The organism is Sulfitobacter sp. EhC04, from assembly GCF_001650875.1.
GTDB lineage: Bacteria > Pseudomonadota > Alphaproteobacteria > Rhodobacterales > Rhodobacteraceae > Sulfitobacter.
Map to the genome: position 1 here is coordinate 1 of NZ_LXYI01000014.1, position 25,440 is coordinate 25,440.

Below are 25,440 nucleotides of genomic sequence, written 5' to 3' on the forward strand. Positions count from 1 at the left end.
TAGACCGAGTTCAATGCAAATCCCCAGAGTTTTTCCACTCCCCAGTGACACCTGGCGTCCCCGAAACGACCGGTCAAGCCTTCCAGGAGCGTGAGCCTGGCACGGTTAGGCAACTGCCGGCGGAGATCGGATCGGCGATGTTCGCCTTGCGACGGTTCCACGACTTGCGGCGGGCGCGCAGACTATCCGACTGTTGCCTCACCTCTTCAGCCGTTGCGGAAAAGCTCTGAATCCTCGACGACCTTTTGTGCCAGAAGAAGGCTGCAGCCCAGCGCGTCGCCCAAGCCGGCGGCGACCGACCGGGTCATCCAGCGCGCCCAGCGACCTTGCCGGTGATGCCCGACGACAACCAGATCGGCGGCGGTTTCGGTCGTGACACTTGTGATCCTCGCGACGGGGTCGCCGAATTCTATGCGGACCTCGGGTGCCAGCCCCATGGCGGAAAGTCGTCGACGGCCTTCATCGAGGATCTCCTTGAAATCGGCTTCCTGGCGGGCAAACGCGTCAGCATCCGCGCCTTGCGCCAGTGCGCTGCCCGCGCCCGTCTCGACCACCGCCAGCAGGATCACCCCGGCACTTGTGATCTGCGCAAGCCGCGCCCCTTCGCGTAGCGCCAGCCGCCCCTCGCGCGAGCCGTCGAAACACAGCAGAATTTTCGTATACATCGATGACTCCCCCGGCCAGGAATGGCACTTGAAAGGTAAGTGCCATGATACTAATTAGGCTTGCAACTATTGGCAAGCTGATGAAAGAAGAGGTCGATGCAGGGCGACACCGATAAAATCGAGTTTCAGGAACCTTTCGCGCGGTCCCTGGCAGCGTCGTCGCGGATGTGGAGACGGTATCTTGACCTCCGGTTTCGAGATCTCGACCTGTCGCAGGCAAGATGGAACGTGCTGTTTGAATTGTCTCGAACCGCAAACAAAGAAGTAACGCAGGTCGAGCTGGCGCATAGCCTGGGGATCGAGGCGGCGACGCTGGTCCGCCTGTTGGACGGGCTCGAAGGGGCGGGTCTAATCGAACGCCGACCTTCGTCCAAGGACAGACGGGCAAAGACGCTTCACCTGACAAAGGCTGCGAACCCTCTGATCTTTCGGATGAAAGAGATTTCGGCCTCCAGCCGGGCAGAAATTCTCGAGGGTATTTCTACGCAGGATCTGCATGTAGCCACAACCGTTTTGAACCGCATCGTGTCCAGACTGGAGAATTTGAGCAATGGTCAAAATGGATGATATAAAGACGGGTACAGCGGCTACGGATGTGGCGCCCGTGGACACACCGAAGCCGCCGCCCCTGCCCCGACGCCGCCACACGAGATGGACAAGACTGATCGTCTTCGGCGGCGTGGTGGTGATCGCCGTTTGGCAGGCTTCCCCGTGGCTCGCCGCACGGTTCACGCAGGTGCACATCAATGATGCGCGGATTGCGGCCAAGGTCGTTACCATCTCAAGCGAGGTCGCCGGGCGGGTCACGGCGATGCCCGTGCTTGTAGGGGACACCATGGAAGAAGGCGGTCTTGTCGCTGCAATCGACCCTGCCTATGCACAGCCGCAGCTTGATGCAGTTTTGTCGAGACTTGCCGCAACCGATGCGCAGCTGGCAGAGTTTCGGGCACGTAAGGCGTTGCTTGGAAAACAGCTCTCCGCACGGCAGGACGCGGCCTACGCTGGCATAGCTGCCGCAGAGGCGAACCATGAGGCATCACTTGCAAATTTGACCAACGCCCGGACCCGTCACGAAAGGGCAATCAAGCTTGCCAATCAGAAAATCACGTCGCAGCAAACCCTCGACGAGTCGCAGGCGGCATTGGACACCGCCGCCCAGCAGGAGCGTGCCGCTTTTGCCGCGATTGAAAGCGCACGGGCAAATCTGGCCATTGTCGAGGCCGACGGCGAACAGATAAACGTATTGGACTCGCAGATTGCGTCCGCACTTGCCGGACGAGCAGGCATCGAGGCCGACCGCAGTCTAAAAGAGATCGACCTCGCCCACAGGACAATTATTGCCCAGTTCGATGGCATCGTTGATGGGACCTTTGTGGATGTCGGGGAATATGTGACGCCGGGGACGCGCATAGCGATGTATCACGCACCGGACGACGTCTGGATCGACGCCAACGTGAAAGAAACCGATCTCGGCAAACTTTTGGTCGGATCGCGGGCAAGCATCGCCGTCGACGCATTTCCGGGCCGGAAGTTTGAGGGCAAAGTCGTCGGCATGGGCGGTGCCGCGACCAGCCAGCTTGCGCTCCTGCCCAGCCCCAACCCTTCGGGCAATTTCACGAAAGTGACGCAGCGCGTACCAATCCGTGTTTCGATCAACGCTTCCGAAACCGAACTGAGACCCGGAATGATGGTCGAGGTTTATATCGATGTCACAGACTGACCGATATTTCGAACGTTACGGCCCAGCCTACAAGTGGCTGGCCACCGGGACAATCATGATCGCGACGATTTCGGTCGTGTTGTCCACGACGATTGTGAACGTCGCCATCCCGGCGGTCATGGGGGCATTCGGCATCAGCGCGGTGCAGGCCCAATGGATTTCGACGGGCTTTCTGGCGGCCATGACCGCGACGATGCTGCTGGCCGACTGGGCCAACCGCGCTTTCGGGATGCGGCTGACGATGAATGCCGCGATGGGCGTATTCTTCATAGGTTCAATCCTTGGTGGCCTCGCGCCCAACGAGACAGTGCTGACCCTGGCCCGCGTCGTGCAGGGTGCGGCGGCGGGCGTCGTTCAACCGCTGGCCATGATCATGTTGTTCAAGGTCTTTCCGCCCAACAAACGTGGGGCGGCCATGGGGATCTATGGTGTCGGCGTGGTACTGGCGCCAGCTCTGGGTCCCTGGATTGGCGGGGTACTCATGGATGCTTTCAACTGGCGTTTTGTCTTCTACCTGGGCCTGCCCTTTTCTGGCCTTGCCATCTTGCTGTCGAACCTGTTTTTACCTAGCCGCGAAGAAAGCGGCCCGATTCCGGCCTTCGACTTCATCGGGGTGGCGATCCTGTCCATCTTTCTTGCCGTACTGCTCAGCACACTGTCGAATGCGCAGCGGCTTGGATGGGAATCCAACACCATCCTGTCGGGTTTCACGATTTCCATCGCGTCAGCCATCGCCTTTGTCGTCTGGGAGATGAAAACCGCGAAACCCATGCTCGACATGCGCCTTTTTGCGAATTTTGCCTTCTCCTCGGCCTCGGTCGTCGCCTTCATCATGGGGGCGGGACTATTCGGGTCTACCTATCTCCTTCCGGTTTTCGTTCAGCAGATCCAAGGCATGACGCCGACGCAGGCCGGCCTTCTTCTGATGCCGTCGGGGTTCGCGATGCTGCTGGTCTTTCCCATTGCGGGGCGATTGTCTGACAGGGTTCCGGCGCCGATTATGATCGGCTTCGGCATGGTCGTCTTTGCCGGGTCCTCCTGGCTGATGGCCGCTGCAAATGTCCATACGGCCTTCTGGACCTTGGCATGGTGGACGATCCTGTCGCGCGTCGGGCTGGGTCTGGTGTTTCCCGCCATTTCGTCAGGGGCGCTCAAGGTTCTCCCGCCGCACCTTCTGGGCCAGGGCTCGGGTGCATCGAACTTCGTAAGGCAACTTGGCGGCGCCTTCGGCGTGAACCTTCTCACCGTTTTCATCGAGCGGCGCACAATCATGCATGCGGATGCCTTTGCCGCGACCCAGACCAGCGACAACGCCACAACGATGGAGCTTCTGCACGAGGTGGCCGGCCTCCTGCACGCGTCGGGACTGCCAGATGCGCAACTCATGCCCGCCGCGTCATCGTACCTGGGCCAGACCGTGATGATCCAGTCGTCGAACGCGGCCTTTCAGGACGGCTTCCTGATCGTATGCGGTATATTCCTGCTCGCGCTGGTCCCGACCTGGTTCATGTGGCGCGCGCCTCGCTCTGATATCTAGACGCCATGCTCGCCTGGCGCGCCGGCCGTGCAGTCTCGCCACCAAACTCGCCGACGCGATACGTCCGCCATCATATCGTCAGCTCGGAGCGCAACAAGGCATGCCGCCGCGCCGTTGATGTAACTGGTGTCACGGTGCACCTAAAAAGGGTCATCCTCAATTTGTGTGGCGCGGCTATCCTGAGACTGGAAAATTCAGGAGGGATAGTCATGCTTTCGAAGCACCACTGCTCGCCTGGGAGCGATGTTTCAGTTCAAAGCGTTGAGCGAAGTGAATCCGGCAGGTGGATTGTATCGGGCAGTCTTACACCAAACGGCATCTGCCCAGACTGTGGATTGCATTCACCACGTCGCCAGGGCTGGCGGCGTCGGCGGCTGCAGGATTATCCCGCGCATTGAGACGAGGTAACGGTTGATCTCGCGGTTTGCCGTTGGCGATGTTTGGCGCTCGCTTGCCCGCGCCGAACTTTCTCGGACCAGATCGCCTTGATTGCGCGGCGCACTTCGCGTGTCGGGGAGATTGTCAGCCTTCTTGGGCATGCGGTCGGCATGGCGCGCAACCTGGCCAATGACGACATCGTCCGGCTGATCCTCGACTACACGGTGATCAAGACGCGTATCGACAAGAAAGCCACCAACATCCCGTTTCTGGCGGCCATTGGCGTGCGCCGCCCCTCTCGGCAGATTTCATCGCAATCGCCTGCCGGGCAATGGACGGGTAGAAAGTGCGGATCTCGATCATGAATATGGGCGGTGAAAGTAAAGCTATCTGGGCCGAGTTTCTCGGCGATCTCGACGCGCGCGGCCTGAAGCCACCGGAATTTGTCATTTTCGACGGCGCTCCCGGACTTGAGGCCGCGCTGGTCGCGCTTTGGGGCGAGGGTCTTGGCCGTCCAGCGCTGCCTCGACCACAAGCATCGCAACCTTCTAGACCACGTCCCGAAACGCATGCAGGACGAGTTGGCCGAGGACTACCGCGACATGATCTATGCCGCAAACGCGGTTGAAGTCGACAAGCGTCGCAAGGCGTTCCTGCTCAGATGGCAGTTGAAATGCCGCACGGTGGCGGACAATCTGGAAGAGGTTGGAGACCGGCTGTTCACCTTCACCCGGCTGGACCCGCCGCAGTAGAAATCAGCCCGCATGACAAGCGCCATCGAGCGCCTGAACGAGGAGTTCCGCCGCCACATCAAAACCCAAACCGTGCTGCCCTGCGCCGAAACCGTGCCGATGCTTCTCCGGACGCTGATGGCATCGGGCCAGACCCAGATGCGGAAAGTGGATGGTTGGGAAACGCTGGATCAGCCCATCGCACCGATCAGCCTTGACCTCGCGGCCTGATCAGGCCCAAATCCCCATACCCGGAGAACGCCGCCAGAGAATTTCCACGAGTTTCGGGACACCACCGATCATCGCTCCAGATAGCGCTCTCCAGAAGGAGCCGGGCGTGACGTTGGGTCGGCATCTTTTTCAAACGTCGCGAACAGATTTTAATTCGGTGATCATTTATAAGCCTCGCTTCGGCGAACCCGGAAAATTGGCTCATTTTTCAATTTCCGAAATGTCTACGTGAGGAGGTGATCGGGGCCGTCTCGACGCAAGCCAGGCTGGACGATCACAAAGGTCGTAATTTTTTGTAGATAATGGGGCATTTTCAAGGACTGTCAGGCTAGTGACGTGGGTGTAAGAGACCGGTCGCGAAGGGAAATCATTTCGCGCAATAGCCGATGCAACAATGACTGTCGCATCGCGCCATGGTCCGGGTCGCTCCAAAGATTCGTCATTTCTTCGGGGTCTTCGGCAAGATTATACAGCTCACCCCAGTCGGAGCCTTCCCAGACCGAGAGTCGCCATTTGTCGGTGATATAGCTCATCAGCCCTGCCTTAGCTTCAGGGTCTTTGAAAACCGCCATCCCATGATCGTCGATCAGGATGCCTTCACGCGGTGCGACGCTTGCATCGAACAAATCGTGGCCTTGGTTGCCGAAATAGGTCTGCAAACCGGCGCGCGCCAGAACGGTTGCTCCGATATCAATAGTTCCACCCAGATCCTGACGAACCTCGCCTTTGGTACCCTCGGGATCCTGCCAAACAAAAGGTACGCGGACAACGCCTTGAAAATGCAGACCAAGCTTAAGAATGACCCCGTGATCACCCATGTAGTCGCCATGGTCCGACGTAAAGATGATCACCGTGTTGGCCCGCACTTCGGGCGTCAGCGACTCAAGCACCCGACCAACTGCATCATCGACCATGCTGATCATGCCGTAATTCAATGCAATCGCTTCTTGAGCGTGGCGCGCACTGACGGGCACGGGCCATTGAGCATCAGGTTCAGCGGCTCCTTTTTCATAGGCGAACCACAGGCCCGGCGGCATGTCATCGATGGTCATCGGTTTGTGGTGCGACACGGGAACCGGAATATCGTCAGGATTATACATGTCCCAATATTTGCCCGGAGGTGTGAACGGGTGGTGCGGGTCTGGGAACGAGCAGGTCACGAAAAAGGGCCGCCCTTCAGCACTTTCCTGATGGTATTTCAGATAGTTGATGGTTTCATTAGCAACATAAGCCGTTGGATATAGCTCTTCCGGTATAGAGGTGCGCCATGACTGAACTACGCTGATAGTGTCGTCAGGTATCGCATTTGCCTTGCCGCGCAACGAATCCGGGTCGGGGTGCCGGGCGTTGAACCAACTGGTATAATCGCCCTGCACCCGGTCAGAGTGGGACGCAGCAAGCCGCACGGTGTCATAGCCGTAGTAGGGCATCTTGGGTACGGCACGATGCGGATCCTCATGCCACTTGGGGTTTACCTCGGCGTCGTAATCCGGGCCATTTCGGCGGCGGCGCATGGCCTCTTGCAACTCGGCCGGGGGCGCTTTGCGGTCAGGGTTTGCGGGCGGGCGCGGGCCGGGGGGACGGCCAGTGACGTTTTGCAGATGCGATTTTCCGAACAGAGCGGTGCGCCAGCCGGCAGCGCGCAACAGGTCAACAAAGGTCACCGCGTCGCGGTCCAGCGCGATGCCGTTGGTGCGTACCCCGTGTACCATCGGGGTGCGCCCGGTCATCAGTGTCGCCCGGTTGGGCTGGCATAGCGGAGACGAGACGTAGAACTTGTCAAATCGCGTGCCTTGGTTGGCCAAGGCGTCGATGTTGGGGGTTTTCAGCACCTCATTGCCATAACACCCCAGATGATCCCAACGCTGCTGGTCGGTCAGGAAAACAATAAAGTTCGGTTTCGTGGCATCGCCCATGACATATCCCTATTTATGTTGCGTTTACGATGTTGTCCTCTGTGGCCAAGCCGGGGATTTCGCGCACAAGCATCAGCCTGAGAGCAATAATCGCCAACAACGGCAGACCTGCCAGATTGATCCAAATCCCATAGGTTGTGGCGTCATCGGGCAAAAGGAAACAGGCCCCGGCCAGAACCGCGACCCCGCGTTCCCACCCCAAAAGGCGGCGCGATGCGTAACCAACCAGCCCGGAGCTGATCAGCGCGACCCCTAGAACCGCTGTCGCCACGGCAACGACAATGCGCCACGGGTCGCCTATCATCAGCAAGGACGGTGAATAGACAAACAGAAACGGCAGAACGAAGGCGGGCCATGAAAACTGCACCGCCTTCCAGCCCACTTTCATCGGTGGGGCACCGCCGATATTGGCCGCTGCAAACGCAGCGACCGCAATTGGTGGCGTGATCAGCGACATCATACCAAAGAAAAAGATGAACATATGCGCGCTGATTGGGGTAAGCCCCAGTTCAACCAGTGACGGCGCGGTCAAGGTTGCCAGCAACAGGTAAACCCCCAGTGTCGGAAGGCCCATACCCATGATGATCGACAGAATGGCGGCTGTGATCAGCAACAGGAACAAGCTGCTTTCGCCAATGCTGACCAGTTGCAACGTAAGGCCAAAGGACACCGCAGTGATATTGAGAACGCCTATGATCGCTCCGGCACAGGCGCCAATGATGATGATGTCGGCAACGGTTCTGCCCCCGCTCACCACTGCGTGAAACACTCCGCGCAGGGTCAACCGGGTTGGCCCGTAGCTGCGCAAAAAACCGAGAAACAGCGTTACGGCAGTGGCATAGGCCACGGCGCGTTCGGCTTCCAGATTGTATTTGAACAGACCCGTGATAAGTACGGCAAATGGAATAATGTAATGACCGCCCTTGCCCAATACTGTCATGGCACGCGGCAGGTCGGCACGTTTCAGCGCGGTGATTCCTTTGCGTGCGGCCAATAGATCGGCCTGAATGAACAGGCAGGTATAATAGAGCAAACCAGGGATCAGCGCGGCCAGTGCGACTTCGGCATAGGGCACATTCAGGAACTCGGCCATCAGAAAGGCGACGGCGCCCATCACCGGCGGCAATAATTGCCCCCCGGTCGAGGCTGACGCTTCAATTGCCGAGGCGTCAGATGGGGAATAGCCGGATTTCTTCATCATCGGGATGGTGATCACCCCAGTTGATGCAACATTGGCAACTGCGCTGCCCGACACCGACCCAAACAGCGCTGACGCGGCGATGGCAATCTTTGCGGTGCCGCCGCGAAACCGGCCCATTGCAGCCAGTGACAGATCGGTGAAGAACGCACCACCCCCCGCAACATTTAGGATGTTGCCGAACAGAACAAACGACACGACGATTGTGGATGTCACCAGCAAAGGCAGGCCAAGGATCCCATTGGGATCAATGGTCAGATAGCTGAGAAGCCGACCGGGCCGCACCTGGCGTCCTTCCAGGTGGCCGGGCAGGTAATGAGCAAACAGCCCGACGATCAAGAACGCCACTAGTATCAGACAAAGCGTCAGTCCGGCGACCCGCCGCAGCGCCTCGACCAGCAGCGGAATCAGGATCGCGCCGCAGATGATTGCAGGCATCGGTTTGATGATCATTGTCGGCAATAAAACAGGGTACATCACCGCAAGGTATCCGCAGGTCACGAACCCCGTAGTTGCGGCGACAATACCAAACCACCAGCCGAAGGTTCGCCCGGTCCAAGGCTCTGTTTCGGCTGGCAGAAAGATAGTGGCAAGGGTGAGGCCCAATGCAAAGGACATATACTGTTCTTTGTAAACGCTCAGCGTCAAGAGCTGCAGAACGTCCAAGGCCCACACCAAGGCACCTGCTACGATCAACACCGCAACGGCATTCTTTATCGGTGTTATCGGGTGCATCGGGCCTACTCGCCGGTGATGCCGTTGGCTTTGTAGTAGCCGGCCGCACCGTCATGTGCCGGCAAGTCGGGAACCTTTCCGGCCAGCGTTTTCAGGTCCATCCGGTTGAAGGCGGGGTGAATTGCGATGAATTCGTCCCGTGCGGTATACAGTGCTTCTGTAACCGCAGCGACCGTTTCTGGCGCCGTGTCGGCGCTGGCCAGCAGGACCAGCGTCGACCCCATTATTGGCGTTTCGGTTACGACACCGGGGCGCCGCTTGTTTGGCGTAACTTGGCGGATCAATGTGCCCGGAACGATACTGGTGATGATGTCCAACCGGTCGTCACGATCAGGCAGGGGCACAAACCGGACGCCGCCGACTGCGGCATCCGCCTGCGAAACCAGACCCGACCCAACCGTAAAGACCACCGCATCCGACCGGCCTGCCATGAAATCCTGAACTGCGGCCGGGGCTGCTGTGGCATGAACCGGTATGATATCGTCTTCACCCAGGTCTGCCGTTGCTAGCTGCGCGCGGCCCCAATATTCCAGAATACGCTGCTGGGTAATGCCCCATGATACGCGTTTTCCTTTCAGATCAGCCATCGTCACGATGTCGGAATCCGCTCGCACGAACCAGCCCGCTTCAAACGACACAAGATGTCCGACCAGACGGATATTGGGTTGGGGATTGCCCTCGAACACGGTTCGTCCCGAAGCCGCCAGACTGGCCAAATCGGCGCTGACCAGAGAAAATTGGATCTCACCACTGTTTAGCAACGGGATCGTGACCTCTGGTCCGCCCATCGGTACTGCACGCAATGTCATACCGCGCCCGTCCATCACCTTGGCCAATGCCGCGCCGAGCGCCGCCCCGAGAGAACCTTGTGCTGTTGTCCCGATCGTGACGGTTTGGGCCGTGGCGGAGGCGGCAGTCATCACACCAACCGCCACGATTGCAGCCCCGAAGGCTGACCGGGCGGCCCCCGGTATACTAAATATTTGTCTCACTACTTTCATCATTATCTCCTCCCCTGACAGACAATTAATTTCTTGTTCGGGAACATTTGCTGTCAGCCCGATTCCCGATTTGTCATTTGTTTGCAAATTTACCTGCCACAGCTTGCGACACCGTGTGAAAAGGTCAACGATTGCAGACCGTGAGTTCGGCCAGTGAACTGTCGGTGCGAAATGGTTTTGGACCAGCACACTGAGCTACTCCCCGATCCTTGGACAGGATCTGGCGTTTTCTAAGCTACTCTCGGCTCCGGTTGATCGGGTTGCGTAAGTGGGTTTTTCTGCCAGTAGACCACCGACGGCGGTAGACCGCCACGGGCAGAATGCGGTCGCTTTCGGTTGTAGAAATCGAGCCAGTTCCTGAGCCCGGCCCGTGCCTTCGAGCCGGTCTCCCAAGCATGCAGGTAGACGCACTCGTATTTCAAGGTGCGCCAGAGCCGCTCGACGAAGATGTTGTCCGCTGCCCGGCAGTGGTGTTCCTGCAAACCATGAGAGGGGAGGTAGCGCCCCTTTCCGTCCATTGAGATGCGGACACCGGCACGTCTGAGCAGGTCAATCCAGACGAAGGACGTGAACTGGGCGGATTCAACCGGTCGTCGCAACACCTTCGATCATATCCTGTTTGAGCAGCCGGTCGAGTGCCTCTGCCGGTGTTTGCCACCCCAGTGTTTTCCGGGGACGCGTGTTCAGCGCTTGGGCAACGGCGCTGAGCTCTTCTGCGCCATGCTGGCTGAGATCCGTGCCCTTGGGGAAGTATTGGCGGAGCAGACCGTTGGTGTTTTCGTTGCTGCCGCGTTGCCAAGGGCTCTGAGGGTCGCAGAAGTAGATCTCGAGACCGGTGTCGAGCCGAAGTTGCGCGTGTTGGGCCATCTCGGCCCCCTGGTCCCAGGTCAATGAGCGACGCAAGTGGGCAGGCAGGCTGCTGATCGTGCCTACGATGGCATCCCGGACTGCCTCGGCACCGTGGCCGGCAAGGGCTGGCCCATTCTTGACAGGCTTGCCCGTCCCGTGCCCTTCCATGCGCGGCAAGTGCAGGAGCATGGTGAAGCGGGTCGTGCGCTCGACCAGCGTGCCGATCGCCGAGCTGCCGAGACCGAGAATGAGGTCGCCTTCCCAATGACCAGGAACAGCCCGGTCATCGATCTCAGCCGGACGGCCGCTGATCATCAGGGCATCGGCAATGAAGGCCTTGCCACGGTTTCGGGCTCGTTCGCGAGGCAACCTGAGGGCGCGGCCGGACCTCAGACAGGCGGAGAGTTCTCGCCTTAGTGCCCCACGTCCTTGAATGTAAAGCGCCTGATAGATGGCTTCATGGCTGATGCGCATGGTCAGATCCCCGGGGAAGTCTGCCTTCAGGCGCTGCGAGATTCGTTCTGGGCTCCAGGCAGATGACCAGCGTCGGCTTTGTCGACGAACAGCCCGCCGCCCTTTCCATACCACGACGGGGCCATCGAAAGCGATGCCGTCCGGGGTGGCAATCAGGCCCGACAGCCGATCCTGAACGTAGTCGCGCAAGATGGGCTTAGCTGCGAGCTTGCTGATCTTTGGACGCTTGGCCGAACGATCCGCATGCCACTGCGCTGCAATGGCCCGATAGTCGAACTCTCCGCTGCGCGTCGCCGAGTTGCGCCTGATCTCACGCGAGATCGTGCTGGGAGATCGGCCCAACTTACGCGCGATTGCCCGCAGGCCGGTGCCCCGAGCGCATTCAAGGGCTATCTCCTCGCGTTCCACGAACGACAGGTTACGGCACTTCGGCAACGGAGCCGATGGCGCGAGATGTGTGGGAGGCATTCCGCCAGAACTCCGAAACCAACGGGTTCCGACAGGCGGTGAAACTCCCGCTGCTACGGCAGCTTCCTCGCTGGATAGCCCCGCCGCAATCTCCCGCCAGAACCGGCACAGATGCTCACGCTGCCAGACTGGTGGCCGACCTGGCGAGGATAATTTGCGTCGCATCGAACGATCCGACGTCCGCCTTCCTGACATCAACAACACCTCCAATAGCGCGGTGTTGCGACGACCGGTTGAATCCGCCTTGGCTGCCCTGATCGGTATTCATGATCCCGAGTGGAGGACCTGGTTGGGCCGCTCTACGCGCAACCCTCTCAGCAAGTATGGGTATCGCTTGTGCCCCTTGGCAGGCCTGCTGGTATTGGGCGTCTGGTAGATTGGCATTAGACCCATGAGCCGCCGCACCCGCTTGTCGTTCACCGCGTGGCCTTCGTTGCACAGATGCCGGGCCATCTGCCGCACGCCGTAGAACGGCGTTTCGAGAAATTGCTCGTCGATCAGCCGCATGAGGCCGAGGTTCAACTCGGCCTCCCCGGCCGGTCGATAGTAGAACGACGACCGCGAAAGCGACAGCAGCCGGCACTGCTGCCCTACCGACAGATCCGGATGCTCGCGATCGATCATGCCGCGCCTCACGTCCCGCCCCAGGGCTTGAGCTTTCTGGACATCGCAGCAGGGACCGTGGCCCGCAGTGCGGCCGCGTAAGCCCTGCGAAGCATCGTTGGCGACCGCCAACTCGCCGATCTTGGCATTCAGATCTTTCACCTGCGCCTCGTCAACCACGGGTGTCTTCTTTCCGCCCCGCTCGAAGACCCCTGAAGGGCTTGGTCAGGCGGTGCTCGATCCCGTTGGCTTCGCAGATCATGTCGAAGCGCATTGGCCGGGAGAGGATCGTGTTCCGGTTTCGTGGCTGCTCGGCGAACTGGATGCCATTATCGGTCATAACCGTAGAGCGCGGCTCCCTCGGACCAGTCTTCAGATGCTCGATCTGTCGCTCGCTTCCGCCACTTAACAACTGTCTTGGGATTGATCCTGATCCAGCCCCCAGTTCCCCGCTCAGCTGCGCGAGCGAAGCTTGCGCCTCTCATCGTTTGCTTTGCAAACGACTGCCGGCCAGTGGATCGCTGTATTACAGCTCTGACGGCGAACGTGGTCGTGGCGCAGCCGTGACGAACTTGTCCCATAGGGCTTCCTTCCATTCCTTCGAAAGGATCACACCATCAAACCGTGGGATCAAACACCTAGAAAGGCTGTGAACTGGCCCCCCTTTCGACCGGACACTTGGGCATAACCATGGAGGCTTAGGGATAGCCCTAAGCACGTGCTTATGTCTGACTATGAGATCATCACCGACGGCGGCCGCCGGCGCCGCTGGTCGTCATCCGAGAAGCTGCGGATTGTGGAGGAGACGCTGGACGAGACCGCCAGCATCTCCGCCGTTGCGCGTCGCAATGGCGTCGCGCCGAACTTGCTGTATCGTTGGCGGCGTCTGATGCTGGAGGGAGGGGCCGTGGCCGTGTCCGGGGACGATGACGTCACAAGCAATCGCGCCGTGCGGCAGATGGAAGACCGCATCCGCGAGTTGGAGCGCCAGCTCGGGCGCAAGACGCTGGAAGTCGAGATCCTGAAGGAAGCGCTCGACAAGTCACGCTCAAAAAAACTGACGTGGCATGTGCAGTCGCAGCCGAAGGACGGTTCCCAATGAGCGTCGTAGCCGAGACCCTGGGCGTCTCCAGATCAAACCTGCACGCCCGCGTGACGGGAAGCGCGAAGCCGCGTCGGCGCTACCATAAAGCGCAAGACGGTGAATGGCCGAACGCCATGCGTTCGAGTGAGGCCATGAACGTGGTGCCGCTGATCACCAAGCTCGTGGCAGCGCGTCCGACCTATGGCTATCGCCGCATCACAGCCATCCTGAACCGGCAATTACGGGCGCAAGACGCAGCGCCTGTTAATCACAAACGCGTCTACCGGATCATGCAGGCCCAGAACCTGCTGTTGGCGCGTCGCTACACCGAACGGTCCGATCGCACGCACAACGGCAAAGTCGTGACCATGCGATCGAACCTGCGCCCCTCTCGGCAGATTTGCCTTGCAAATCGCCTGCCGGTCAGGGGTGCTCCGACGGCTTCGAGTTCACTTGCTGGAACGGCGATATCGTGCGCGGGGCCTTCATCATCGACGCCCATGACCGCGAGATCATCTCCTGGTGCGCCGTCGTGAACGCAGGCATCAGCGGATCGGACGTGCGCGACATGATGCTGGCAACGGTGGAAGCGCGGTTTGGTGGTCACCGTGCTCCGCACCAGGTCGAGATGCTCACCGACAACGGCTCGCCCTACATCGCCAGGGACACCCGCATCTTCGCCCGGCAGCTCGGCCTGAAGCCCTGCTTCACTCCGGTGAAGAGCCCGCAGAGCAATGGTGTGTCAGAGGCCTTCGTCAACACGCTGAAGCGGGATTACGTGAACATCACGCCGCTGCCAGACGCCGCCACCGTCCTTGGATTGATCGCCGGGTGGTTCGAGGACTATAACGAAAATCACCCGCATTCAGGGCTGAAGATGCGCTTACCACGCGAGTTCATTGCAGCTCAAACCGCAACCGCCTGAGTGTCCGGTGAAACGGGGGCAAGATCAGGCTGCAAAATGGTCGAAAAAGTAGGACCACCTCTGACACAGGGCGGAAGCTGACTGAAGAACTCCAGAACCTGCGCCCGTCGCAGCTTCTTGCGCAGAGCGGCACGGCCAGTGCCATCAGCCCCATGCACCTGAAATACGTTCTTCGCCAGATCGAGCCCGACCGTGATAATCTCCGACATGACCGTCCTCCTTTCTTTGTGGATCATCGCAGACCCACCTTGGCACATCGATGCCGTCGGGGGGCGGTCACATCATCAAAGCCCATTCTATGTAAACATGAACACACTCGATAAAGTCGCTTGAGAAGAACTTAACAGTCTCCGGTAAACCCGGGGCGGTTCAATCCGATAAGTTGACGATGCCCTTTAGACACATACTTCAGTTCGTCCGTCGCGCTCACGGTTTAACCGGGCCGTTTCACAGCGCGACAACAACATGAAGAGATCACCCGAGCCACTATCCGAGTTGCTCCAACAATACCCAATTTCAGTTTCGCGCATTTAGCGGTACAAGTATCAATTCCCGGTCCGTTTTTGTTAATATGTGGCAGCCGTCATCCTTCACCAGGATCATGTCCTCCAGTTTGAGCATTCCGGCTTCGGCGTCGCAGAGGTGAAGTTCGATGGCTAGCACCATGCCTGCCACTATTTTTTCTTCTCCGCCGCGCGACAGGAATGGCGGTTCATTGAGATCCAGCCCGACGCCATGACCCACGAAATGCGCCATTTTTCCGTCGGAGAACTTAAGAAAGGAGTCGAGTATTCCCGCGTTTTCAGCATGATGGCAAGCGCGCTCAAACACGTCACCCGATGTCATGTCCGGCGAGATATCTGCAATCAGTCTGTCTGAGACCAACCGAAGAGACTGGTGCAAATCCAGAGCCTTTTTCGTCGGCTGCCCCAGGCAATAGGTTCGCGACTGGTCGCCGTGATAACCTTGAACGCAGATCGGGATGTCCACGATTACCAGATCACCGGGCTGAAGCCTCCGGCGTGACGCCCCGGCAGGGACTGCGGCGCTCAATCCACAGCCGGAAATGGTGAAAACGACCCCGCTCATTTGTTGTCGGTTCTCCCCCGATGCGAGCGGGCCGCGTCCCATAGTGAAGTCGGGTTGCCGGACGAAATACACGCCTTCGTGCCCGGCCCGGCGGTGCCCATCTTCCACGATGGCGGAGGCTTCCAGTTCCGTCATCCCGGCGCGCCATGTCTTTATCGCCTGCCGGTGGCCCTCGTCGAGCGCCTGTGCGGCGATTTCGATGGTTGCGATTTCTCCGGCGTCCTTGATCTTTCTCTGTTCGAGAATGTCCGACGAAAGATCCACGATCCGCGCGGACCGGAGAACCTTGCCGAGTTGTTGGTACTGAGGGACGGTCATCACGTCGAGCTCAGCGCCGATATGCAGGCCATCGGTGTTTTCTCCAAGGCATGTGGCTACGATTTCGGCGAGTCTGCTTTTGAGGGAGACGCGATCATCCGGCAGGCTGCTTTGCCTTCGGGCGAAGACCAGTCCGGAGCGCACGAAGAGATGGGCATCGTCCGGAGAGACGAAAAGCCATCCCGGCTGAGAGGTTCCAGTGTAGTAGAATATGTCTCTGCTCAAGTGCAGCAGGGCGGCCGCCAGATCGCGCCGCCGGAGACGCTGCTGCAGGGCATTGATCCTCTCGCTATGGACTTTCATTCTTTTTCCTTCGTCAGCATTGAATGTAGGGATTTGAGGTTCGCTGGAACGGGCTTGGGTCTGGACGGCACGACAGGGTGCGTGATCCCGAGACTGAAACAGTCGCGATCATTGAGGCACAACTTGTCCTGCACACATCGTAAAGCCGGCTTGGCCTGTCGTTCGTCAAGTCACTCGGACACTGATCCTCCCCATCGCAACTCGCAGTTCAATCACAAAGCAAGTGTTGACCTGATCCAGTCACTTAGATAAACAAACGTATGTTTTTCTATTAGGGTCTGTCAAATGGCAACTGCGACACGCTCCAACAACCGGCTGGATGTATTGCTCGACAGTTCGGCGGAGTTATTTTCGGCGGGCGGGTACCAAGGTACGACAATGCGGGACATCGCCACGAAATGCGGGATGCTGCCGGGATCGATTTACTATCATTACCCCAACAAAGAGGCCTTGCTCGTCGGGGTCTATGAAGAGGGCGTTCGGCAGTTGAGCGAGCGCGTTCAGCGAGAAATCGCCAAGGCGACAGACCCGTGGGAGCGGCTAGAGCTGATGCTTGCTGCGCATGTCGAGATGATTGTCGAGCCCACCGCCTATGCCAGTGTTATCATCCGCGTCTTGCCCGATGATGTGCCCCCAGTGCGGGATGATCTCGTCCGGCAGCGGGATAAATACGAAGTTTACCTGCGCGACTTGGTGGGCGCGCTGCCACTGCCGGAGGACTTGGACCCAAGTTTGCTTCGGCTTTTCCTGATCGGGGCGGTTAACCACATCCCGGTTTGGCACCAGCCCGGCGGGGAGAGCCCCAAGCAGATCGCGCGCCAATTGATGCGGGTTCTTCGTCGATCGTTTTCATGCCAAGCCGAGGAGAATTGAATGATGGCCTATCCTGAGCGCGTCCTGGTGACGAAAATCGGATTCGACGGGCATGACCGGGGTAGTCGCGTAGTCGCCGCCTACCTGCGCGACGCCGGCATGGAGGTGATCTACACCCCTCCCTGGCAGGAGATCGAGACGGTGGTCAAACTGGCCATGCAGGAGGACGTGGACGTGGTCGGGGTGAGTTCGCTCGCGACTGATCATCTCATCATGCCGGACCTGATTGCGGCGTTGCGCGATGCGGAAATGCGTCATGTGCGCCTTATCGTGGGTGGAATAATCCCGCAGAACGAACAGCCAGAACTGATGGATGCCGGCGTCAGCGCCATCTTCGGTCCGGGCGCTACCAGCGAAGAGATTGTTGAAACCGTCCGCAAGCTTGCCGTCGAGGCGCGCGCGGCGCGCGAAACCGCAGAGGTCGTGTAATGTCCAAGAAAGCTTCGAACACTAACGCCGTCACCCTGAAGGATAAGCAGGCCGAATGGAAAGTCCGCTATGACAAGGAGATCGGGCAGGACCGGACCGTCGTAAACCGCTCCGGTCTCGAAGTGCGTCCGCTCTATACGCCGCTTGACTGGTCGGATAGTCGCTACGGCGAAGATTTGGGAATGCCGGGCGAGTTGCCATACACTCGGGGCATCTACAACACTATGCACCGTGGTCGCACTTGGACACAGAGACAACTTATCGGGCTGGGGACGCCGCAAGACTACAACGAACGGGTCCGGATGCTGCTGCAGCAAGGGGCGTCGGCGATCAGTCTTCTTCCGTGCAACTCAGGCTTCCGCGGTATCGATTGCGACGAAAGTCCCTTGCCGCTTCTTGGCACCTGCGGAACCGTCATCAATACGGTCGATCACATGGACGCGGCGCTCGACGGTGTGCCAATCGGCGAGATATCCACCGCGATGAACGACCCCACGCCCTTCACGCTTTTTGCTTTCTTGCTCAGCGTCGCGAAACGTCGGGGCGTACCGCTCGACAAGATTACAGGCACTGCGAACCAGTCCGATTACATTTCGCATTTCGTGGCCAATCACATGTTCTACCGGCTAAGCCAGCCAGGTGCGCGTCGGGTCTTTGTTGACCATGTTAAATTTTGCCGGGAGCATGTGCCAAACTGGAACCCGGTCTCGGTCGTCGGTCAGCACATGCAGCAGGCTGGAGCTACCCCTGCAGAAACTATGGGGCTGACGCTCTCGACCGCGATCCAGTACGCCGATGACTGCATTGAGGCGGGTATGGATCCCGACAATTTCCTGCCGCGCTTCACTTTTTTCTTCGACATCTCCATCAGCTTTTTCGAGGAGGTGGCAAAGTTCCGTGCCGGGCGACGGATTTGGGCCAAGATCGTTCGTGAGCGTTATGGCGCCAAGGATCCACGCTCATGGCGCTTCAAGTTTCATGGTCAGACATCCGGTGTCGATCTGACCCAACAGCAGCCTCTCAACAACATTGCCCGAGTGACAGCGCAAGCGATTGCGGGAATATTCGGGGGCTTGCAATCCATGCACACTGACGGATTTGACGAAGCAATGGCCTGCCCGACAGAGGACGCCGCGCGCATTGCTGTCGCAACGCAGAACATCCTGCGTGAAGAAGCGCACCTCTGCGACGTCATCGACCCGCTGGGCGGTTCCTACTACGTCGAATCTCTTACCAACGAGATGGAGGAGAAGATTTTCCAGGTCATGGACTCGATCGAGAATACGGGTGGGATGTATAACGCTGTCGATGCAGGAATCGTGCAGCGCATGATCGGGAAGTCTGCGTTAGAGTATCAAAGTCGCATCGAAACCGGCGCAGAGAAAGTCGTGGGCGTAAATTGCTACCAATCCGAGGTAGAGGATCGAGAGGTTGATACGTATCGCCCGAACCGTGATGCGATGGAGGCGCAGGTGACGGCGTTCAAAGCTTTCAAGGCCGACCGGAAGCAAGCCGATGTGGACAGGGCGTTAGCTGAGTTGGCACGCGCCGCAAACGGCACCGAAAACGTTTACCAAAAAGTGGTGGAGGCCGCCGATAACGGTGTTACTCATGGCGAGATTATCGCTTGTCTGCGCCGTGAGCTTGGGTTTGGTCATCCGCTGATGGTGGCCTGATGTCCAGCAATAAAAAGACAAGGATGGAGGCGCTTGCCGAACGGCTCCGCGCGGGTGATTCCCGTGCACTTGGGCGGGCGCTGACTGTGGTGGAAAGCGGTGATGACGATGCTCTGGCTCTGACCGAAGCACTGGCTGGTGCGTTTGGAGAAGCCCACATCGTGGGCTTCACTGGCCCGCCTGGTGCCGGCAAGTCGACGCTTCTCGATGCTTTGATTCATGAATGGCGGAAAGAGGGCCGTCCGGTGGCTGTCCTTGCCGTAGATCCGGTGAGTCCGGTATCGGGCGGCGCGGTGCTGGGCGACCGAACGCGCATGGGTGCTCACAGCCTCGACGATGGAGTCTTTATCCGTTCCGTCTCGGCGCGTGGTCATCTCGGTGGTCTTTGTGAAGCGGCGCATGACATGGCCGATATGATGGACGCTGCCGGCTGGCCGCTCATCCTGATAGAAACAGTGGGGGCTGGTCAGTCGGAAACTGAAATCACCCAGGTGGCTGACCTGAGCGTGGTTATTTCCGCGCCGGGGCTCGGCGATGAACTCCAAGCTATTAAGGCCGGGATATTGGAGATCGGCGATCTGCTAGTAGTCAACAAGGTGGATCGCGACGATGCCGATGAGACGGCAAAGCACCTCGAAGCAATGCTGGCTCTGCGATCCGGCGCGAAGCGCGATATTTCTGTCTTACGGGTCTCTGCGGCGACAGGGAGGGGGGTTACGGAGTTGAAAGACGAGATCGATCAACTCTTGGAAGCAACAGGCGCCACCGTGGGTGCCGACCGGAAGCGCAAACGCGAGGCGCGTAAGCGGAGGCTTGCCGTTCTTCGCTTCGCCAGCCGCATCTCAGCGGGAATTTCGGAAGAAGACTTCAGAGCAATGAGGCCGGAAGAGTTGGATCGTGCCATAGAGCGTTCGCTCGCCTTGTTATCGACAGAGGTTGAGGATTGAGCCTCTTTCATAGCACTTCACACGACTGGCGACCCAATCGCCATTTAGCCAGTTTAGTGGTCGGGAGATCCAGATCAAGTCGCGCTGGTCTGACGAGCATTGATAGCGGTGCGCTTGGCCGGGGGAATATGTTGCAGCGGTTTGTCAAGGCTTAAGGAGTGACGCCTGAGCCGAAGGCGACGGGTACTGTGGAGGGGAATGATGAACAACCGAACGGGACAATCGGCAGTAGCGTCGATTCCGGCGCTATTGCACCGCAATGCATCGAGGTTTGCGAACCGTCCGGCCTACCGCGAAAAGGAATTCGGGATCTGGCAGAGTTGGACGTGGTTCGAGGCGGAGCGCGAAATCGAGGCGCTGGCGCTGGGTCTGATCGACATGGGCGTGAACGCGGGCGATTTTGTGTCTGTCGTCGGTCGCAACCGGCCGTATTTTTACTGGGCTATCGCCGCAGTGCAATCGGTCGGCGCGGTTCCTGTCACGCTCTACCACGATTCCGCTACCCAAGAGATGGCCTATGTCATGGACCATTGCGGGGCGCGAGTGGCCATCGTCGAAGATCAGGAGCAGGTCGACAAGATGATCGACATCCAGGAGGATCTGCATCAGTTCGAGCACATGATCTATATCGATCCGCGCGGGTTGCGGAAGTATGATCACACGAAACTGCATCAGTATTCCGACGTTCAGGACAAGGGTCGCGAGATGCGCGATACCCACCTGTCCGAGCTTGAGGCGCGCCGCGGCAAGCTGGATTACGACAGCATCTGCGTCATGCTCTACACCTCCGGCACGACGGGCAAACCCAAGGGTGTGGTGCTGTCCAACCGCAACATCATCGAGACGTCGAAATCATCCGCCGAATTCGACAATCTGCGCCATGACGAAGAGGTGTTAGCCTATCTGCCGATGGCCTGGGTCGGGGATTTCATCTTTTCCATCGGGCAGGCTTATTGGTGCGGGTTCTGCGTCAACTGCCCCGAAAGCCCGGACACCATGCAGACGGATCTGTGCGAGATTGGGCCGACCTATTATTTCGCCCCGCCCCGTGTATTCGAAACACAGCTGACCAGCGTGATGATCCGCATGGAGGACGCTGGTCGCCTGAAGAAGTGGTTGTTTGATCACTACATGGCCCACGCGCGCAAGGTGGGTGGCGACATCCTCGACGGGAAGCCGGTCGGGGCGATGGACCGGTTGAAATATGGCCTCGGCAATCTGCTGGTCTATGGTCCGCTGAAAAACACGCTGGGCCTGAGCCGTGTGCGCGTCGGTTATACCGCCGGAGAGGCAATCGGGCCGGAAATCTTCAGCTTTTATCGCTCCCTCGGGATCAACCTCAAACAGCTCTACGGGCAAACCGAGGCATCGGTGTTTATCACGCTGCAACCGGATGGCGGTGTGCGTAGTGACACGGTAGGCGTGCCCGCGCCCGGGGTGGAAATCCGCATCGCCGACGATGGCGAGGTGTTCTACCGCAGCCCCGGGACGTTTGAATATTATTACAAGAATGAGGAAAGTACGAAATCCACCAAGGATGCCGAGGGCTGGGTCGCGACCGGCGATGCCGGATTCTTTGATGACGAGACGGGCCAGCTGCGCATCATCGACCGGGCCAAAGACGTGGGCAAGATGGCCGATGGGGCGCTGTTTGCGCCGAAATATGTCGAGAACAAGCTGAAGTTTTTCCCCAACATCCTTGAGGCTGTCGTGTTCGGCAACGGGCGCAAGGAATGTACCGCCTTCATCAATATCGACCTGACGGCGGTGGGCAACTGGGCCGAGCGCAACAATATCGGCTATGCGTCCTATCAGGAACTTGCCGGGCATCCGCAGGTTCTGGAAACCGTCCGCGCGCATGTCGAGACGGTGAATGAATCGCTGGCGACCGACCCGATGCTGGGCGGCTGCCAGATCTATCGCTTTCTTGTGCTGCACAAGGAACTGGACGCCGACGACGGCGAAATGACCCGCACCCGCAAAGTGCGCCGCGGTGTGATTTCCGACAAGTTCGGTGATCTGGTTACGGCGCTTTATGACGGTTCGGACGAAATATTCACCAAGACCGAAGTGACCTACGAGGATGGCCGCAAGGGTAGTATTTCCGCAACCCTCAAGGTCATCGACGCCAAGGTGCAGCCGGTCGAGACGCGACAGGTGGCAGCGGAATGATCGTGCGCCGTCCAGCTTCGCTTTCGCCCCGCCCGCTGTTTCGTAATGGCGTGGACCTCAAAGGATATTCCCATGCTAGATAGTGCCGAAAGCTACACCACCGAGGACGGCCGCACCATTGGCCCCGTGGTGATGGAGATGAAGAACATCACCCTGCGGTTCGGGGGTGTGGTAGCAATCCAGGATATCAGTTTCGACATCCGCGAGGGTGAAATCCGCGCCATCATCGGCCCAAACGGAGCGGGCAAATCGTCGATGCTGAACGTGATCAGCGGGTTCTATAACCCGCAGGAGGGCGATGTATTCTACAAGGGCAAAAAACGCCCGCCGATGAAACCCTATCAGGTTGCAAGGCAGGGCATCGCGCGCACCTTCCAGAACATCGCCCTGTTCGAAGGGATGAGCGTGCTGGACAATGTGATGACCGGCCGCATCCGCCAGATGAACGCGAGCCTGTTCGCGCAATCCATCTGGAAGTGCGAGGCCGAGCGCGAAGAGGTCGCGAACCGCGAGGTCGTGGAAAAGGTCATCGACTTTCTCGAAATCCAGCACATCCGCAAGACGCCGGTCGGGCGGCTGCCCTACGGCCTCAAGAAACGGGTCGAACTGGCGCGCGCATTGGCGGCGGAACCGTCGATCTTGCTGCTGGACGAACCGATGGCGGGCATGAACGTCGAGGAAAAAGAGGATATGAGCCGCTTCATCCTCGACATGAACGACGAATTCGGCACCACGATCGCACTGATCGAGCATGACATGGGCGTGGTCATGGACCTCAGCGACCGTGTGGTCGTGATGGATTACGGCAAAAAGATCGGCGATGGCACCCCCGATGAAGTGCGCAACAATCAGGCGGTGATCGACGCCTATCTGGGGGTGGCACATGATTGATATTTCAACACACCTCCCGGACTTAATCTGGGACCTCCGCCAGACAGAGGCACCGGGTCAGGCCCGGTGCGCACATGGAGAAACGCAAAATGTCTGACACAATGATCTTTGCGATGGAGGTCTTCCTAAACGGTCTGATGGCCGGGGTTCTCTATGCGCTTGTCGCACTCGGGTTCGTGCTGATCTACAAGGCCAGCGGCATCTTCAACTATGCCCAGGGGGTCATGGCGCTGTTCGCGGCGCTGACGTTGGTCGGGATCATGGAGGGGCAGGTGCCGTTCGCGCATCTGATCAACGCGACCATCGGAACGGAAATACACCATTTCGGCTGGCACGTTCCGGTACTGCTGGCCATCGTGCTGACGATGGTCGTGATGATCGCGCTGGCATGGCTGGTGAACCATTTCGTGTTCCGCCACCTCGTCAATCAGGAACCGATCATCCTGTTCATGGCGACCATCGGTTTTGCCTATTTCCTCGAAGGAGTGGGCGACGTCATGTGGGGTTCGGACATCAAGAAACTGGATGTCGGTCTGCCGCAGGGGATCAACACCGCAATTGATGAATACACCTATGGCATCGTTAACTACGGGTTCTTTATCGACAATCTCGACCTTGTCGCGACAGTGATCGCCGCGGTGCTGGTGATCGCGCTGGTTGCGTTCGCCCAATACACCAAACAGGGCCGCGCGATGCGCGCTGTTGCGGATGACCATCAGGCGGCGCTGAGCGTCGGTATCTCGCTCAACTGGATATGGGTCATGGTCTGGTCTCTGGCCGGGTTTGTCGCGCTAGTCGCGGGGATCGTCTGGGGGACGAAATCCGGCGTGCAGTTCTCGCTGTCGCTGATCGCGCTCAAGGCACTGCCGGTGCTGATGCTGGGCGGGTTCACCTCGATCCCTGGAGCCATCGTGGGCGGGTTGGTCATCGGCGTTGGCGAAAAGCTGTTTGAATTCCTGATCGGCGCGCCGTTCCTCGGCGGGGCGACGGAAAACTGGTTCGCCTACATGTTGGCGCTGATTTTCCTGGTGTTTAGGCCGCAGGGACTGTTCGGGGAGAAGATCATTGATCGGGTGTAAGCACAACGGACGCAAGGGAGAAACCGATGTTCTATCGTGAGGCAGGTGATTTCAAAACATCCTATGCCGAGGACAACCAGACCTTTCCGATCAAGTTCGACAGGTATCGGTATTACTTTGTCCTGCTGGTCGCCTTCGGCATCGTGCCATTCGTCGTCAACGACTACTGGCTGAATGCGGTTCTGCTGCCGTTCTTGATCTATGCAATCGCGGCGATCGGGCTGAACCTCCTTGTCGGCTATTGCGGGCAGGTAAGCCTCGGCACGGGCGGGTTCATGGCCGTGGGGGCCTATTCCTGCTACAAGCTAATGACGTCCTTCCCAGACGTGTCGATCCTGATCCATGTCGTGCTCGCCGGGGCGATCACGGCGGCGATCGGCATGCTGTTCGGCCTACCGTCCCTGCGGATCAAGGGGTTCTACCTCGCGGTGGCGACGCTGGCAGCGCAGTTTTTTCTTGTGTGGCTGTTCAACCGGGTGCCGTGGTTTTACAACTATTCGGCCTCGGGCCAGATCAGTGCACCGGAACGGACCGTGTTCGGCGTGCCGGTGACGGGGGCCGAGACATCGCCTTGGGCTGTCTACCTCGTGTGCCTTGTGTTCCTGACAATCAGCGCGATCATAGCGCGCAACCTCACGCGCGGCATGGCCGGGCGCAAATGGATGGCAATCCGCGATATGGACATCGCCGCCGAGATCATCGGCGTCGACCCGCTACGCGCCAAGCTGAGCGCGTTTGCAGTCAGCAGCTTTTTCATCGGGATTTCGGGCGCGCTGTTCTTTGCCGTCTACCTCGGCGCGGTCGAGGTGGGTGAGTCGTTCGGTATCACCAAATCGTTTCTCGTGCTGTTCATGGTGATCATCGGCGGGCTCGGCTCAATATTCGGGAGCTTTGCCGGGGCGGCGTTTCTGGTGCTGCTGCCCGTTCTGCTTAAAAACCTGCTGGTGGGCAGTTTGGGGTGGCCGACGGACCTTGCGGCGCATCTGGAGCTGATCATCATCGGGGCGCTGATCATCGTGTTTCTGGTCGCCGAACCGCACGGGCTAGCGCAGCTGTGGCGCATGGCAAAGGAAAAACTGAGACTTTGGCCCTTCCCACACTAGGGGCGGGTAAGGAGGCAGAGGGATAACCCCTCGCTTGACAGAAGA

The 25,440-nt window shown here is 59.0% G+C and carries 18 protein-coding genes and 6 pseudogenes; 13 read left to right on the forward strand and 11 right to left on the reverse strand.

Features of this window, described 5'->3' with window-relative positions:
* Window positions 1-206: 206 nt before the first annotated feature.
* A complete protein-coding gene (locus A8B82_RS07335; protein ID WP_067290233.1) occupies window positions 207-665 on the reverse strand; it encodes a universal stress protein in 459 nt (152 codons plus the stop codon).
* A gap of 96 nt (window positions 666-761) precedes the next feature.
* Here A8B82_RS07335 and A8B82_RS07340 point away from each other — a divergent pair, with 96 nt between their 5' ends.
* The 4 genes and pseudogenes from A8B82_RS07340 to A8B82_RS23490 all read left to right on the forward strand — a co-directional run.
* Entirely contained in the window at window positions 762-1,232 is a 471-nt protein-coding gene (locus tag A8B82_RS07340) for a MarR family transcriptional regulator (protein ID WP_067290236.1), read from the forward strand.
* Between the two features lie 37 nt (window positions 1,233-1,269).
* Window positions 1,270-2,385, forward strand: a complete 1,116-nt coding sequence (locus A8B82_RS07345; protein WP_235604637.1) for an HlyD family secretion protein — start codon at window positions 1,270-1,272, stop codon at window positions 2,383-2,385.
* Window positions 2,372-3,922 (forward strand): DHA2 family efflux MFS transporter permease subunit, encoded by a 1,551-nt coding sequence (locus tag A8B82_RS07350; protein ID WP_067290241.1) that lies wholly within the window; start codon window positions 2,372-2,374, stop codon window positions 3,920-3,922. Before A8B82_RS07345 ends, A8B82_RS07350 begins: the two co-directional genes overlap by 14 nt.
* A 554-nt stretch (window positions 3,923-4,476) precedes the next feature.
* Window positions 4,477-5,262: pseudogene (locus A8B82_RS23490) on the forward strand (transposase); the annotation flags it as partial.
* A gap of 55 nt (window positions 5,263-5,317) precedes the next feature.
* Here A8B82_RS23490 and A8B82_RS24755 read toward each other — a convergent pair.
* The 8 genes and pseudogenes from A8B82_RS24755 to A8B82_RS24760 form a co-directional block, all read right to left on the reverse strand.
* Window positions 5,318-5,427: pseudogene (locus A8B82_RS24755) on the reverse strand (IS1595 family transposase); the annotation flags it as partial.
* 158 nt (window positions 5,428-5,585) lie between these two features.
* A complete protein-coding gene (locus tag A8B82_RS07365; protein ID WP_067290246.1) occupies window positions 5,586-7,178 on the reverse strand; it encodes a sulfatase family protein in 1,593 nt (530 codons plus the stop codon).
* Between the two features lie 13 nt (window positions 7,179-7,191).
* Window positions 7,192-9,111, reverse strand: a complete 1,920-nt coding sequence (locus tag A8B82_RS07370) for a TRAP transporter permease (RefSeq protein WP_067290249.1) — start codon at window positions 9,109-9,111, stop codon at window positions 7,192-7,194.
* A gap of 5 nt (window positions 9,112-9,116) precedes the next feature.
* A complete protein-coding gene (locus A8B82_RS07375; RefSeq protein WP_138069701.1) occupies window positions 9,117-10,301 on the reverse strand; it encodes a TAXI family TRAP transporter solute-binding subunit in 1,185 nt (394 codons plus the stop codon).
* Between the two features lie 41 nt (window positions 10,302-10,342).
* Window positions 10,343-10,696 (reverse strand): annotated as a pseudogene (locus A8B82_RS23495) (integrase core domain-containing protein); the annotation flags it as partial.
* Window positions 10,695-12,098, reverse strand: a complete 1,404-nt coding sequence (locus A8B82_RS07380; RefSeq protein ID WP_162841708.1) for an IS30 family transposase — start codon at window positions 12,096-12,098, stop codon at window positions 10,695-10,697. The gene A8B82_RS07380 and the pseudogene A8B82_RS23495, both read right to left, overlap by 2 nt.
* A 69-nt stretch (window positions 12,099-12,167) precedes the next feature.
* Window positions 12,168-12,686: an IS3 family transposase gene (locus A8B82_RS07385; protein ID WP_082899179.1), complete on the reverse strand. Its 519-nt coding sequence runs from the start codon at window positions 12,684-12,686 to the stop codon at window positions 12,168-12,170.
* Between the two features lie 37 nt (window positions 12,687-12,723).
* Window positions 12,724-13,087, reverse strand: a pseudogene (locus A8B82_RS24760) (hypothetical protein); the annotation flags it as partial.
* A 143-nt stretch (window positions 13,088-13,230) separates the two neighbouring features.
* Here A8B82_RS24760 and A8B82_RS07395 point away from each other — a divergent pair.
* Window positions 13,231-14,515: pseudogene (locus tag A8B82_RS07395) on the forward strand (IS3 family transposase).
* A 62-nt stretch (window positions 14,516-14,577) separates the two neighbouring features.
* Here A8B82_RS07395 and A8B82_RS23890 read toward each other — a convergent pair.
* Window positions 14,578-14,724: pseudogene (locus A8B82_RS23890) on the reverse strand (IS110 family transposase); the annotation flags it as partial.
* A gap of 307 nt (window positions 14,725-15,031) precedes the next feature.
* The gene (locus A8B82_RS07405; protein ID WP_067290262.1) at window positions 15,032-16,225 is read right to left on the reverse strand and encodes a M24 family metallopeptidase; all 1,194 of its coding nucleotides are present in this window, start codon (window positions 16,223-16,225) and stop codon (window positions 15,032-15,034) included.
* Window positions 16,226-16,510: 285 nt separating this feature from the next.
* Between A8B82_RS07405 and A8B82_RS07410 the strand changes: the two genes are divergently transcribed.
* From A8B82_RS07410 to A8B82_RS07445, 8 genes are all read left to right on the forward strand, one after another.
* Window positions 16,511-17,098, forward strand: a complete 588-nt coding sequence (locus A8B82_RS07410; protein ID WP_067290264.1) for a TetR/AcrR family transcriptional regulator — start codon at window positions 16,511-16,513, stop codon at window positions 17,096-17,098.
* Complete coding sequence (locus A8B82_RS07415; protein ID WP_067290266.1) at window positions 17,099-17,527, forward strand: cobalamin B12-binding domain-containing protein; 429 nt, start codon at window positions 17,099-17,101, stop codon at window positions 17,525-17,527.
* Window positions 17,527-19,203, forward strand: a complete 1,677-nt coding sequence (locus A8B82_RS07420; RefSeq protein WP_067290268.1) for an acyl-CoA mutase large subunit family protein — start codon at window positions 17,527-17,529, stop codon at window positions 19,201-19,203. The genes A8B82_RS07415 and A8B82_RS07420 overlap by 1 nt, the downstream gene beginning before the upstream one ends.
* Window positions 19,203-20,150, forward strand: a complete 948-nt coding sequence (gene meaB / locus A8B82_RS07425) for a methylmalonyl Co-A mutase-associated GTPase MeaB (protein WP_082899180.1) — start codon at window positions 19,203-19,205, stop codon at window positions 20,148-20,150. The genes A8B82_RS07420 and meaB overlap by 1 nt, the downstream gene beginning before the upstream one ends.
* A 198-nt stretch (window positions 20,151-20,348) precedes the next feature.
* Complete coding sequence (locus tag A8B82_RS07430) at window positions 20,349-22,322, forward strand: AMP-binding protein (protein ID WP_082899181.1); 1,974 nt, start codon at window positions 20,349-20,351, stop codon at window positions 22,320-22,322.
* A 72-nt stretch (window positions 22,323-22,394) separates the two neighbouring features.
* Window positions 22,395-23,213 (forward strand): ABC transporter ATP-binding protein, encoded by an 819-nt coding sequence (locus A8B82_RS07435; RefSeq protein WP_067290271.1) that lies wholly within the window; start codon window positions 22,395-22,397, stop codon window positions 23,211-23,213.
* An 89-nt stretch (window positions 23,214-23,302) separates the two neighbouring features.
* Window positions 23,303-24,292 carry a branched-chain amino acid ABC transporter permease gene (locus A8B82_RS07440; protein ID WP_067290289.1) on the forward strand — a complete coding sequence of 330 codons (990 nt, stop codon included), beginning with the start codon at window positions 23,303-23,305 and terminating at the stop codon, window positions 24,290-24,292.
* Between the two features lie 26 nt (window positions 24,293-24,318).
* Window positions 24,319-25,395, forward strand: a complete 1,077-nt coding sequence (locus A8B82_RS07445) for a branched-chain amino acid ABC transporter permease (RefSeq protein WP_067290273.1) — start codon at window positions 24,319-24,321, stop codon at window positions 25,393-25,395.
* Window positions 25,396-25,440 lie beyond the last annotated feature (45 nt).